This is a genomic window from Bifidobacterium indicum, assembly GCF_036987015.1.
Taxonomy (GTDB): domain Bacteria; phylum Actinomycetota; class Actinomycetes; order Actinomycetales; family Bifidobacteriaceae; genus Bombiscardovia; species Bombiscardovia indica.
The window spans coordinates 329,737-342,316 of the sequence record NZ_BTXM01000001.1 but is presented as its reverse complement, the minus strand read 5'-3'; the positions used below and the strand labels follow the sequence as shown (position 1 = coordinate 342,316).

Here is a 12,580-nt window from a genome sequence, read left to right as displayed (position 1 = left end):
TCCTTTCGCGTCGGTTCAAAACTCCGGCTCGTCATGGTTGTCACCCCCGTCCACGTCGGCCGGAGGCTGGGACCATGGGCCCTGAGCCGTGGAAGGGGCGGACGCTTCAGGGGTGGTGTTCCCCGGGGACGCGGGCGGCATCCGGCCAGGGGCAGAATGCATCGGCCCGCCTGTGTCCATGAAACCGCTGGCCTGGTTGCGCGCGGCCCCTGCGAATCCGCCCCGCTGCTGGCCGTCGTCGATCTTCTGGTTCCTAGTGACCAGTGCCGTGTTACGGGACAGGGCCGGGCCTATCTCGTCCAACCGCAGCTCCATGACCGTCCGGTTGTTGCCCTCCCGGTCCTCGTAGGAGCGTTGCACCAGGCGTCCCCGTGCTATGACCCTCATGCCCTTGGTCAGGCTCGCCTGGATGTTCGAAGCCATGGGGTTATAGCTGGTATCCCATGCCGAGCAGCGCATGAACAGGCCCGGCCCGTCCTCCCATTGGCCCGACCCCTGGTTGTACTGCCGTGGCGTACTGGCAATGGTCAGGTTGGCGACAACGCCGCCACTGCTGGTCGTCCGGATCTCCGGGTCCGCCGTGAGATTGCCGACAACCGTAAGAAGAGTCTCTCCACTCATGCCTTGATTCCTTTCCGAATCCTGACCCTGGTCAACCCGGACAGGTACTTCCACATGTCTTCGTCTGACTGCTTGAGGGCCTCACGAAACGAGGGGAACCGCATGAAATGGACACACAGCCCGACCAGCAGGCCATCATGCTCCAGCGCCGTTTCATCACTGATAGGCCTCTTGCTGCCACCTGCTGTCTTCATCCCAGGTCCTCCTTCTCCAGCAAGCTCATGAAGACGTGGAACGCGATGATGCCAAGGATCATGGCGAGCGCTGGTATTATGGACAGGACCTGATTCAGGAGCCCGTAGATGAACCATGCTCCACCGAAGAAAGCAACGGTTGCGTTCAGTGCTGCGAGCGCAATCAGGATGATGTCCTTGTTTGTCGGCTTCATGGTTTGTGCTTTCGGTTGTTTGTTGTGCTTGTGTTTTGTGGTTGGTGTTTTGTGTGGCGCTGGTGGTGTTTCCGTATGTGTTTGGGGTGGGCGTGTGTTCGGGGTTTCTTTTGGTTGAGTCGTAGGAGTAGTCGGGTGTTTTCGGCTTGCAGTGTCTGCTTGTCCATTTCGAGAAGTGCCGGGTATCTGCCGAGTTCCTTGATGGTTTGTTCTACAAGGTCAAGGAAGGCATCCACTTCGTCGGCGTCGTACCAGTCGTGTTTCCTTCGGGTGGAGAAGGTGAAACCCTTCTCGCGTACATCCTTGGGTGTCAGCAGACAGTGGGAGCCGTCCGTTATCTCTTCGGCTCGTCCCCCATGTACTGGCGGATACTCTTCACACTCACCAGGACGGTCTTGCCGTGCTTGCGGGAACGTATCTTGCCGGCCTTGATCAGGCTCTTGGTGAACCCCTCGTCCTTCATGCCCAGCATCTTCGTGGCCTGCCTCAACGGGACAGCCACCTGCTGAGGAGGAGCCGACACCTCCCGCGACAACTGTTCGAGGAGAGCCACTAGTCGCGCCAACTGTTGCAGAAGAACGATTTGCTGATCCAAAGGTGATTGATCTGCCACTTGGTTTGCGGAAGTACATGTCATTTCTCGCCTTCCTGGCTGGCAAGGGTCGCATGCACTTCGGCGCGTTTCAATATGTCGGATGGTCGTTCATCCGAGAGCATCGCCGTCTTGATGAACTCGTCCAACGTCATGTTCTTGTTCTGGAAACGAGTACCGACAGTCTGACGGTTAAGACCCAAAGCCCCAGCAACTTGTATGTTGCTAAGCCCAGCCGCTCTCTTGGCACGCTGCAGTTCATCAACCGCCACACCAGTCAGTTTGTTCAAATATTTGGTCATATCTGTACTGTACAAATATTTGGACACTAAGACAAGTCCGGTTCTCTGTGTGTCGTATTATTTGGACACTTGGGTTAGACTAGGCGCATGGCACTAAAGGGACGCACCTGGTCCGAACTGGACAAACGCTTCGTCATGTTCATCAAAGAGAAGCGCAGACAGGATTCAAGAAACCTGTCTTTGCGCACCATTGAACAGTTGACGGGCATCAAACATGGAAGACTGAGCGGCATGCTCAACATGGATTCAGGAGTTCCGACCCTTGATGAGTTCATCCAACTATGCCGCCTTTTCAACTTGTCGCCTTCGACGGTTCTGGATCAGCTGGAGAAGTCACTGTCCAAAGACGACAGCGGCCGATTCGACATTGATGTGTTCATCGACGAAGTAGTCGCCAACCCCGACGCCTTCGACATTGCCGCCAACCAGAACGATCTCAAAGAGATAGAAAGGGAGACACCGAGAGAGTGAGAACCACCGGAACAACCTACCAGCCAACAAGAAACAGCTACGATGCCTTTCTGTTGGAAGCAGAGCAGCTTGGAGTAGGCGTCAAGGAAAGGAACCTTGGCAGTGGATTATGTGGTTTCTATTTGGACCAGGTAAAAACCATCGTCATCGATGGCAATCTCTTCGATTTTCAGAAACGCTGTGTCCTCTGTCACGAACTATGCCATGCCAGATACCGCGATACCGGCATATCTCTGATGGTTTCAAAAGAAGAGACAAGGGCCAGAAGAGAAACAGCACTTCGCCTCATAGATCCTGAATCTTATAAAACAGCCGAACTGGCCTACGATGGGGACCTGTTTCAAATGGCTAGCGAATTGAATGTAACATTCCAGGTGTTAAAGGACTTCCAGAAGCTCCTTGTCATGGACAAAGGCATTATCTACCGCACCTTACGCTGAAGCGACCATATACCCGCTCCCTACCAAAGCGATGAAGCAAGATAACCAGAAGCTGCAAGCAGCCCCGGGCCCCGAAGTTGCTGGATAGGACAATCAAATCGTCAGAGTCGCAAATGCTGAAGGCCTATTGTCGGAATCCAGTACCAGTAAGCCTGGTCCCCCGACTTTGATAGCTTTTGTATAAAGTCGCAGACGACATGGAAGGTTCCTATGAAAAAGAGATTATGCACCCTCACCATCATCTGCCTGCTGATGGGAGGCCTATCAGCATGTGGGACCAATAACACATCCCAAGCTTCCAACAGCCCCGCCCAGTCACCAACCACACACAAACCACAACCAAGCCCAAGCAAAAACACAAGAGGCAACCTGGTCAAGCATATCGGCGAAACCGCAGGAATCAGAAAATCCGAATCCTCACAAACACTCATCGCACAATGGAACGTAAACAGCATCACCATAGACCAGCAGTGCACGGTTGAAAATCATAAACCACCCGCAGATGGTCACCACCTGGTAGGACTGGACATCGATGCCTCAACCACAAAAGACTTCACCGAACCCGAATACGGCGTCCTCATGCTGGGCTCCCCGGCTGCGTGGAAGTTCATATCCAGCGACGGCACTCTCAGTAATTCCACGCTCATCAGCGACAGCTCAGAAAACTGCCTTCCTCAGGAACAGCTTCTTCCCTACAACATCGGACAAGGACTACGGGCGCACGGAATAGTGGTCCTGGACGCCCCTTCGACGGATGGCTTTCTCCGCTATTCAAACGGACCTTCGACCGGATGGGAGTATCCGCTCTCCTGATCCTTGGTTTCGCATGCCTGTTTTAACCAGACTTCACCCACTGCAGGATGTGACCTCTGCCATAGGCCACGGGTTCAGGTAAGAATCAACAAGGCAGGAGTAAATACGAGACCATCAGTCAAGCAGATTGGACGGATAACAAGCAAGCTGGAAGTGGGTACCAGACGATGGTGTCCCTCTCAAATCGGCAACCGTAATTGTTAATTCATCTTATGTCTTCCAATTCTTAATCCATTTTCTATGGATTAGTCATAACTGGGTCGGATCCCGGTGTCCAGGAACCACCCATATCTACCAATCCGCCACTGTTTGACGAACTTCCGCCTTGTGGAACTTGTGGATGAGGGACTTGTATAGGCGCAGATCCACCACCTGAGCGTGTACCGCCCGCGTAGCCGCCACTGGTGTAGCCGGTTCGGGAGCTTCCCGTCGCGGGAGCCGTGGGTGTGAATGCTTGCGTGGCCGCTGCCGCGTCGGCGGCCTGTTTCCGCCCGATGGAGTCGTTGACGGCCTTGACGGCATCCTCCAGCCCCTTCCTCGCGTCCGTGTAAATCTTCGGATCGGTCACACCCTTCCTGCCACTGACCTGCCTGGCTGTGTCGATGGTTTTGGCCAAGGCGTCCCTGGCGGCATTGTCCGCCACCTTCCCGTCTGAATCGCCCAACAGGGAGGAAGCCAAATTGATGACGTCATCCAAGCCCTTCTTCCCATCAGCCAGGCTCTTGACCCCGACGGAGGCCCGTACTTTAGCAATGGCCACCCTGTACCGGTCGACGAGTGCCCTGTTGGTGGTGGCGGCCTTGTCCAGCCCGTCCCTGTTCCGGTCCAACTGTCCGGTGTCCTGGTTGGCCGTGCAGGTGGCGGTGGTGTGGCCCGCAGGCTCCCGTACGGTCCTCTCCAGTGTCTTGCGGGTGGCGGGGTCGGCCACCTTCTGCTCGGGTGTGGCCTGGAGGGTCCTCCTGGCCTCCTCCCGCGCGTGCCGCTGTTTGGTGGCACCGGCCGTGTACGACTGGTAGGCATGGTCGCAGCCTTCAAGAGCACTGGCATGACGCTGCCTGAACACCCAGACACCCACAACCACAGCCGCAACCATCACGGCCACGATGACCGTGATCACGATGATGCGCCGCCCAAGCCCCCCACCATTCCCCCGCACGCTACCGGTTCCACTGGTCGTCCCCTGTGCGGGCTCCCCCCCGGTCGACCCGGGCTCACCCGGCTGCCTTCCCGCTGGTTGGATGCCTGTAGACCCTGCCAAACCGTGTTCACCCATGACAACTCCTCCTCGCATGCCTTTCGCCATTGACTCCATTCTCCAACAATCATTGGATCGTCAGGAGAGACCATGACTGAATACAGGAATCAATTCACCAAAGCGATAGCAGAAAAACCCCGCGCACAAAAACCCGCACGGGAAAACCGGCAGACGCCATTGGTGTGAGTGCAGTAACCGTACCCCTCCAGCACTATCCTCATCGATCGTGGTATGACCTACACGCAGAAGCGGTGCACCCTCCTGCACGAGCTCATCCACTGGACGTATAAGGACTCGACCAAGAACTGCCTGTTCGGCACCCGGGTCGAGCACCGGACCCGGAGGGAGACCGCGTTGAAGCTGATCGACCCGTTGGAGTACCGGACCGCTGAAACCATGTACGAGGGAGACCCGTACCAGATCGCCTGCGAACTCGACGTTACCCTTCGAGTCATCCAGGATTACAGGGCCTTGTTGGACGGGTGCCGAAACTGTCTTACACAATCAAGAGTCAGCATTGACAGACAATAGACGATGAGCCCGGATTCCATCCGGCGGTATCCTACAAGTGAATGCGATCAGACCAAGGGAGATGTGATGGAAAGAAAAGCTGTGGCCTTGCTTGCGTGTTGTGGACTGATGATTGGCATCGCTGGTTGTGGAAGCCAGGAAACCAAGTCGGAAACCGTCACGGAAATGTCCTACTCAAAGCAGTTCGACAGCGAATGGCCTTGGGAAGAGAATGAAGTGAAAATCAACTGTAAAGGCGCCGGCGCTTTTACCATAAGTACATCCGGCAGGGAGTACTACGGGAATGGAACAGCTAAGGACCGGGGACTTGGAGCTGACCCACGTGAGATATGGAAAGACGACCCCGGCATTCCAGGAGCAAAGATATCCAGCATGGACTTCACCAACATGGCAAACGACTTCTGCAACGCCAACTGACTGTCAAGATGGCCGCATCTCAGCAGCATTTACGATAACCCTGTCGCGTCCCTTATCCACAGCACCGAGAATTTGGGAACGATTTTCCAATTGCATCAAGCCTTGCTCCAAGGGGCTTCTCGCATTCAGATTTCTATATCGAAAGTGCCTTGATCGGTTCTCGACACGGGTACATGCTGCATGACTTTGGTTATCGTGTGCTTCAAGCGAAGCTTCCCATCCCTTCCCAATGTTGAGATGGTATGCATGGAAACCCTGAAGACATCCTTGATGCCTATACGAAGCCCGTCCTCAATCTTGTTGATGAACTCCTTGTCCTCAATGTCGACCACGTAGTCGGTTCCTCCACCTGCCGTAACATGCCAGCGTTTACCTGACCTGAAGTGCGCATCCACGGGCTGGACCGTGAGTTCGTTATCAACCTCATCCACCACCTTTTCCGATGGTTCCCAATTAGCCATCTCTTTGGCGGTGTCCCGGTCCACATCCTTAGCCATGCCATCGGCTGAGATCTCTGCCCTTCCACACCCTCCTGGGATGCAGGGCCCGAGAGCGATTTGCCCATGCTGCTTACGAACTTCGGGTTCTGTGCGATGCTCATCTCTGTTTTATGGTAGGTGACCTGCTCCCCATCAGGGTATACGACCGTGACTTTCTCTACTAAGTCCTCAGCATGGAACATGGCTTTGTTAGCATCTGAATTATGGCAAGGAAGGAAAAAGGACAGAGAAAGAAAAACAGAAAGCGGATACATCAACCTAAGTCTCCGACAGCAAAACAGCCCCAAAAAAGTGAAACAAACAAAGAACAAAGTCAGCAAGCAACATCCGCGAAACCAAAAGAGAATAAGCCCAAGAAACAAGAGGATGCTGTCACCACCAGCAAGAATAAATGGGAGATCGGCAAGATAATAACCATACTTGTATCCCTTGTCGGAATAATATTATCTAATGCCTGGTCAAGCTGCAGCATTAAACAGTCGCAAGAGCAATGGACCAATTCAGGACCTCGTTTTAGTTTTGTTGTAGACAATATGAATGGATATCTCGTTGCAACCAAAACACTGGACAGCAACGGGTCGATGTCGGTCGACCTGCATAAAGATGGCGTGGTGGAGCAGCAGTTCCTGATCTCCAATACCGGCAGGTTGCAGGCGAATATACTCTCGTTGAGGTTGGGTAATAAGCAAACAAGTGTATCTAGCATGTGTCACTATAACGGCGTCACCCTCAAGCCAGGTGAATCTAAAGTAATCATCGGTAAATTCAACACCTCTGATTTCACGGAAGGGCTGAAAGTCGAAGATACTCAACTGGGCATAGTCACAGCGGACGGGCTAATCTCCTATGCACAGGAACTCGATGAAGATAAATCAGATCGGGATTCAATTGATCTTGCTTTCAAACACGCGAAGAGGGCTGAAGGCATAGAATGCAAAGCAGACTAGCATAAAGACCGTGCTTTGGGCCAATAACCAACTGAGAAGCAACAGAATTAGGCAACGACCTCATAATCGACCATTACAGACTGCAAGTCTTAAGACATATAGGACCTACGAACCTTTCCACGACCCCCCCCCCAGAAGTACACTAGAACAGCCGGGAATATCCGCTCTCCGGTTTTTGATTTTGCCTCTCTGCTCTTTTACGCTCTCCTGTCTAGTTAAAGCTGTATTCTGGCATGAGCCACAGGTTCTGGAGACAATCAACCAGGCAGGAATAGAATTTAAGAGCATCGGTCAAGCAGACCGGAACGGATACCATACAGCACGAAAAGTGGATACCGGTCCATGGTGTCCCTCTCAAATCCGCGATCGTCAGGCTTCATATTGAGAGGCAGTGAGTAAGACCCAACGGATAGGACAACTCATATGACAGCAATACAGTTAGCCCCTTTGAAACGTTGATATTACTTGCTTTAGAGCACCTATAATTCAATTCCCCCTAGCTCCACGGACAGGGTTTCCGGGGTTTCCCGGGAGCCCTTTTCATTTTCTCCTGATTTTCCCACCGGTCTAAGAGCATCCCGCAGGTGTCTGTGTTCTGCAAGAACGGTCCAGGACCGGGCGGGATAACCCAGGGAAGGTTACGCACCCGTGGCGTCAGAGGAAGCTAACTCACGATCAGAGGAACAAGGCACTACCGGGCAGACCATTCCGGCCCGGTCAAGCCGAAGCCGTCATCGACCCTCGGTCACTGTAACGGCGTTGCATGCCGCGGCCGACGACATGATTCAAACCATGCCGACTACGTTCCATTTCAATCCTGTCACACTTGTTTCAGCTATACGACAACAAACCAAGAATAGACATGTACTATACAGGTACTGGACATGTCGACATTATTAAGGTACAATACAGATATGAACGATGGCAGCAAGAAATCAGCAAAGGCGCACAGACTGCAGTCACAGTCCGTCGCCGACAAACTTGCGGAGCGTATCATCAAGGGGCAGCTCCAGAATGAGGAACGTCTGGCCTCTGAACAGGCTCTTGCCGAAGAGTTCGGCGTCGCCCGCGGAACCTTACGCAACGCCCTGGCTATACTCAACGAGCGCAGGATGGTGACCACCAGACCGGGTGTGGGCTCTTTCGTTTCCTACCACGGTCACAACATGCGGCATTCCTGGGGATGGGCGCAAGCCACAGCTCAGACAGGCTCCCCCACTACTACGGAAATCCTCTCCACCACCAAGGGCTCAGCACCCGAACAGTTAGGCAGAGCATACGGGATAGACGTCGATATGTACAAGATCGTCAGGCGCAGACTGAGTGGGGGCATTCCCGTTTCAGTGGAAATATCACACCTGCCATCCACCCCGGTTCTCGACCTGCTCATGGAACGCGGTCTGCTTGGTGACTCCATATCAATGACCATGAAAGCCGCGGGCCTCGAACCTGTCAGCGGTGTCCAGGATGCCCGTGTGGACCTGCCACCGGAAGAGTATAGGCAACCCTTGGGAATGACCGGAGACCATGCTTTCCTGATTGTGGACAGGGCCAGTTTCGACAAGGACAATCGACTGGTGGAATTCGTTACGTCCTACTTAAATCCAGAGCACTTCACATTGCACATCGAATTCGGAGGTACACAGAGCAATGAACAAGACTGAAGAAAGCGCCCTTGGTGCATTGACGGGATTATCGCTGGGAGATGCACTGGGCATGCCCACGCAGAGCATGAGTCCAGCAGCCATTCGTGAAGCCTATGGCAGGGTTGATACCCTGCGTGACGCTATACCCAATCAACCCATCGCCCCTGGTATGCCTGCAGGTTCAGTCACCGATGACACGGAACAGGCATTGATTGTGGCAGATTTAATCATCAATGGCCGGGGCCATATCGACCCCGTTGACTTCTCTAAACGCCTTCTGGCCTGGGAGGACGATATGAAATCCCGAGGATCGCTCGATCTCTTGGGACCCTCCACCAAGCTGGCCCTGGAGCAGGTTCGTCAGGGTGCGGACATATCAAGCACAGGGAAAACCGGTACCACCAATGGGGCAGCCATGCGTGTCACCCCCGTCGGCATAGCCAACAGGCCTGATGATACGCGGACGCTGGCGAACCGGATCTACGAGTCCTGCCAAGTCACCCACGATACGGTTGCGGGCTTCCAAGGCGCCGCATTGATCAGCACGGTGGTGAGCCTGGGGGTTGAGGGAATGCCCATTCGCGAGGCTTTGGAAGAATCCCTGCGCGTGGTGCACTCCATGGACTCCCGTGGAGCCTGGACACCCAAGGCTTCTGTCCCCGCACGTGCCCGTCAGGCAATACATCTGTCCGAGGAATTCCTGGACGAAGACGATTTCGAGCAGCACCTGATAGCGGACTGCGGCACCTCGGTTGAATCAAATGAATCAGTCGCGGCTTCCTTTGCCCTGGCTTGGAGGTTTGCGGACAACCCCCAAACCTCCCTTTTCACAGCGGTGAACCTTGGCGGCGATACCGATACCATCGCCGCGATGACCGGTGCCATGACTGGTGCCTGTGCCGGTCCCGACGCTTTCGATGCCGCATTATGTTCGCAGGTGGCCGCGGTATCCCACCTCAACCTGCCGAAAGCGGCCCGTGCGCTAACCGCCTTGAGATAACTATTCCGACCGGGCCGAAATCTGACACCTTTCATGGTTGCGGCAGCCTCAGCCAACTCGCAGACCGCCACATTGCTGTATGCCACATCTTCTACCCGGAGCATGCCGATTCCAATGTTCAACATGAGTCAAAGGAGACAATACATGCCAACTACAACAAAACAGAGCACCATTCTCTCCAGGGTGGAGCAAAGAGGCATCGAACCTGTGCCCGAAAACGAAAGGAACGGATCACCCGGTCAGCTGTTCTGGGTCTGGTTCGCCGCCAATATCTCCATCATGGGAATACCTCTCGGAGCCACCCTGATTGCCCAGGGGCTCAACCTCTGGCAAGCCGTCCTCGCTACGATCATCGGAGCTTTCGGCTCCTTTGCACTGGTGGGCGTGATTTCCATAGCCGGGAAAAGGGGCGGAGCCCCAACCCTTACCCTATCCAGAGCCATTTTCGGTGTCAGAGGCAATGCAGGCCCCACACTCGTGGCTCTCCTTTCCAGGTTGGGCTGGGAAACGGTAAACACGATGACCGGGGCATTCGCGCTACTGTCGCTCTTAGCCATCATCTTCGGCACCTCGGCCGATGCCAAGCACTCTCCCCTCCTGACCTTCGCCTGCATTGCCATCTTCGTGGCGCTGACGGTGGTCGTTTCGGCCGCCGGTCATGCCTTCATCCTCAACGTGCAGAAGTGGGCCACTTGGGTATTCGGAGCACTTACCCTTCTGGTGGCAATCTATCTGGCAACGACCGTCGACTGGTCTTCTTTTGTCGGTAATGCACCCGGCTCAGCCAGCGCCTTTCTAATCGGCATCGGCACCATTGCCGCCGGCTCGGGCATCGGCTGGGTCAATTCCGGTGCGGATATGGCCCGTTACCAGAAAACCTCGGTAAAATCCGGCTCCCTGGTTCTTAGCGCCGCAGCCGGAGCCGGCATACCTCTTGTCGTCGTCATCGGCCTGGGGTCAGCACTGACCGCAGGCAATTCAACCATTGCCGCCGCTGCTGATCCGGTAGCCGCTGTCCGTGGCGCACTTCCTGCATGGGTCTCCATCCCCTATCTGGTTGCCGCTTTCGCCGGGTTGCTCATGTCCAACAACCTTTCCGTCTATTCAGCCGGCCTGACCACCATCACCCTGGGCATCAGGATTCCCCGCGCCTATGCGGTCATCGTCGATGTGGTGGTGACAACTTGCGGAGCCCTATACTTCACCCTGGGATCAGGCGGTTTCTACGGTCCCTTCGTCACCTTCATCTCCCTGCTGGCCATACCGTTGAGCACTTGGGCAGGTATCTTCCTGACAGATATGATTTCCCGCAAACGTTATGATGCCGACGGTCTCATGAATCTTCAACCCGACTCCCCCTACTGGTACTGGCACGGAATCAATCTTCCGGCCATCATCAGCTGGCTGGTTGGAATCATTGCAGGCTTCCTCTTCGTGACGGCCCAGGTCTCCAAAGATGAGATCTGGTTCTCCGGCCCCCTGGCTGAAAGCTTCCTGGGCAGGAATGGCCTGGCATGGCTTGTCTCCCTCCTGTTGGGAGGGATCCTCTATGGCTTTCTGCATATCCTCTCCGGGGAATCCGCAGCAATGAAGGAGAATAACCATGAATGAATCCGATTCAGCGACCAGGAAACCTTGCATTCTCCATCTCGGTCAGGTGGTGGTGGACCTGAGCATGGATATCGACCACCTCCCGGAGCGCGGTGGGGACATATTCGCCACTCGGAGTGCCATGGCGGTCGGTGGTGGATACAACGTAATCCGTGCCGCCAGGCAAATGGAGGCCCCGATTTCCTATATGGGTGCTCTTGGTACAGGACCCATGGCGGATATGTCCCGTCAGGCCTTGGCATCCATACAGGTTCCCGCCAAGGGGCCAGTCCTCGACGACTGCGATACCGGATATTCGATCGCCTTGATTGAACCCTCGGGTGAACGGACCTTCGTCTCCGCACGAGGAGCCGAAACCCGCGTACCCGAAGGTACCTACGAAGGCATGAGCCTAGTTGCCGGTGATGTCATCTACATGAGCGGATATTCCTTCTGCCATAAGGACAACAGTCGAAGTCTGGTCGGGTTCGCCAGGAAACACCAGGGGGACAGATTACCGGTCCTCTTCGATATCGGGCCCATGGTGGCCGATATAGACCTGAACGTACTCAAAACGGTCAACGGTCTTCATCCAATCTGGTCCCTCAACGAGCGTGAGGGACCAATCCTGGCAGACCGCCTTGGGTGCAGGCCTGCAACGGCTGATGGGACCGAACCGGAATCCATCTGCAGCAGCCTCTGTCTAGGTCTCGGCAGCCCGGTAATTCTCAGGGCCGGTGCCCGCGGAGCATGGTATTGTCAGCCGGACAATACGAAGGGATGCCGGTACATCCCCACTCCGCGAGTCAATGCTGTTGACACCAACGGAGCCGGAGATGCCCACGCAGGTGTCCTCTGCGCAGCCATCTTCCAAGGCATGCCCATGGAGGAAGCACTGATCTGGGCCAACTGCGCAGGAGCCCTTTCCACCACGCAACGTGGACCGGCCACCTGCCCGGATGCGGAATCCATACGGAAAGCTGTCTCGTCCATGCTGAGATAAGCGAACAAAGTACATATAGAAGAGGGCCATCGGCTTCACAGCGGTGGCCCTCCTGCAATTCAAG

General features: G+C 55.1%; 18 protein-coding genes. 10 read left to right on the top strand and 8 right to left on the bottom strand.

What is annotated here, in order from left to right; translation table 11 throughout:
* Nucleotides 1-15: 15 nt before the first annotated feature.
* The 6 genes from AACP59_RS01360 to AACP59_RS01340 all read right to left on the bottom strand — a co-directional run bounded on the left by AACP59_RS01360 (nt 16) and on the right by AACP59_RS01340 (nt 1,891).
* Nucleotides 16-621 (bottom strand): single-stranded DNA-binding protein, encoded by a 606-nt coding sequence (locus AACP59_RS01360; RefSeq protein ID WP_339349494.1) that lies wholly within the window; start codon nt 619-621, stop codon nt 16-18.
* Nucleotides 618-815 carry a hypothetical protein gene (locus AACP59_RS01355; RefSeq protein ID WP_339349492.1) on the bottom strand — a complete coding sequence of 66 codons (198 nt, stop codon included), beginning with the start codon at nt 813-815 and terminating at the stop codon, nt 618-620. Before AACP59_RS01355 ends, AACP59_RS01360 begins: the two co-directional genes overlap by 4 nt.
* Complete coding sequence (locus AACP59_RS01350; RefSeq protein ID WP_339349490.1) at nt 812-1,009, bottom strand: hypothetical protein; 198 nt, start codon at nt 1,007-1,009, stop codon at nt 812-814. Before AACP59_RS01350 ends, AACP59_RS01355 begins: the two co-directional genes overlap by 4 nt.
* Complete coding sequence (locus AACP59_RS09440) at nt 1,006-1,323, bottom strand: DivIVA domain-containing protein (protein WP_370465979.1); 318 nt, start codon at nt 1,321-1,323, stop codon at nt 1,006-1,008. The genes AACP59_RS01350 and AACP59_RS09440 overlap by 4 nt, the downstream gene beginning before the upstream one ends.
* A 20-nt stretch (nt 1,324-1,343) precedes the next feature.
* Nucleotides 1,344-1,499 carry a DNA-binding protein gene (locus AACP59_RS01345; protein WP_339349489.1) on the bottom strand — a complete coding sequence of 52 codons (156 nt, stop codon included), beginning with the start codon at nt 1,497-1,499 and terminating at the stop codon, nt 1,344-1,346.
* Between the two features lie 143 nt (nt 1,500-1,642).
* The gene (locus AACP59_RS01340; protein WP_339349488.1) at nt 1,643-1,891 is read right to left on the bottom strand and encodes a hypothetical protein; all 249 of its coding nucleotides are present in this window, start codon (nt 1,889-1,891) and stop codon (nt 1,643-1,645) included.
* 99 nt (nt 1,892-1,990) lie between these two features.
* On the opposite strand from AACP59_RS01340, the gene AACP59_RS01335 reads away from it, so the two are divergent.
* From AACP59_RS01335 to AACP59_RS01325, 3 genes are all read left to right on the top strand, one after another.
* Complete coding sequence (locus AACP59_RS01335; RefSeq protein ID WP_339349487.1) at nt 1,991-2,374, top strand: helix-turn-helix domain-containing protein; 384 nt, start codon at nt 1,991-1,993, stop codon at nt 2,372-2,374.
* Entirely contained in the window at nt 2,371-2,814 is a 444-nt protein-coding gene (locus AACP59_RS01330; protein WP_339349486.1) for an ImmA/IrrE family metallo-endopeptidase, read from the top strand. The genes AACP59_RS01335 and AACP59_RS01330 overlap by 4 nt, the downstream gene beginning before the upstream one ends.
* Nucleotides 2,815-3,024: 210 nt before the next feature.
* Nucleotides 3,025-3,627 carry a hypothetical protein gene (locus tag AACP59_RS01325; RefSeq protein ID WP_339349485.1) on the top strand — a complete coding sequence of 201 codons (603 nt, stop codon included), beginning with the start codon at nt 3,025-3,027 and terminating at the stop codon, nt 3,625-3,627.
* A 238-nt stretch (nt 3,628-3,865) separates the two neighbouring features.
* Here AACP59_RS01325 and AACP59_RS01320 read toward each other — a convergent pair whose 3' ends face one another.
* Complete coding sequence (locus AACP59_RS01320; protein WP_339349484.1) at nt 3,866-4,900, bottom strand: hypothetical protein; 1,035 nt, start codon at nt 4,898-4,900, stop codon at nt 3,866-3,868.
* Nucleotides 4,901-5,113: 213 nt separating this feature from the next.
* Here AACP59_RS01320 and AACP59_RS01315 point away from each other — a divergent pair, with 213 nt between their 5' ends.
* Nucleotides 5,114-5,413 carry a hypothetical protein gene (locus AACP59_RS01315; protein WP_339349483.1) on the top strand — a complete coding sequence of 100 codons (300 nt, stop codon included), beginning with the start codon at nt 5,114-5,116 and terminating at the stop codon, nt 5,411-5,413.
* 66 nt (nt 5,414-5,479) lie between these two features.
* Entirely contained in the window at nt 5,480-5,830 is a 351-nt protein-coding gene (locus AACP59_RS01310; RefSeq protein ID WP_339349482.1) for a YebY family protein, read from the top strand.
* A 125-nt stretch (nt 5,831-5,955) separates the two neighbouring features.
* Here AACP59_RS01310 and AACP59_RS01305 read toward each other — a convergent pair whose 3' ends face one another.
* Nucleotides 5,956-6,327 carry a hypothetical protein gene (locus AACP59_RS01305; RefSeq protein ID WP_339349481.1) on the bottom strand — a complete coding sequence of 124 codons (372 nt, stop codon included), beginning with the start codon at nt 6,325-6,327 and terminating at the stop codon, nt 5,956-5,958.
* 206 nt (nt 6,328-6,533) lie between these two features.
* Here AACP59_RS01305 and AACP59_RS01300 point away from each other — a divergent pair, with 206 nt between their 5' ends.
* The 5 genes from AACP59_RS01300 (at nt 6,534) to AACP59_RS01280 (ending at nt 12,516) form a co-directional block, all read left to right on the top strand.
* On the top strand, nt 6,534-7,277 hold the full coding sequence (locus tag AACP59_RS01300; RefSeq protein WP_339349479.1) for a hypothetical protein: 744 nt from the start codon (nt 6,534-6,536) through the stop codon (nt 7,275-7,277).
* Between the two features lie 914 nt (nt 7,278-8,191).
* Nucleotides 8,192-8,941, top strand: coding sequence for a GntR family transcriptional regulator (locus AACP59_RS01295; protein WP_339349477.1), 750 nt, complete (start codon nt 8,192-8,194; stop codon nt 8,939-8,941).
* On the top strand, nt 8,928-9,923 hold the full coding sequence (locus tag AACP59_RS01290) for an ADP-ribosylglycohydrolase family protein (protein ID WP_297316123.1): 996 nt from the start codon (nt 8,928-8,930) through the stop codon (nt 9,921-9,923). The genes AACP59_RS01295 and AACP59_RS01290 overlap by 14 nt, the downstream gene beginning before the upstream one ends.
* 144 nt (nt 9,924-10,067) lie before the next feature.
* Nucleotides 10,068-11,534, top strand: coding sequence for a purine-cytosine permease family protein (locus tag AACP59_RS01285; protein WP_339349475.1), 1,467 nt, complete (start codon nt 10,068-10,070; stop codon nt 11,532-11,534).
* Complete coding sequence (locus tag AACP59_RS01280) at nt 11,527-12,516, top strand: PfkB family carbohydrate kinase (protein ID WP_339349473.1); 990 nt, start codon at nt 11,527-11,529, stop codon at nt 12,514-12,516. The genes AACP59_RS01285 and AACP59_RS01280 overlap by 8 nt, the downstream gene beginning before the upstream one ends.
* Nucleotides 12,517-12,580 lie beyond the last annotated feature (64 nt).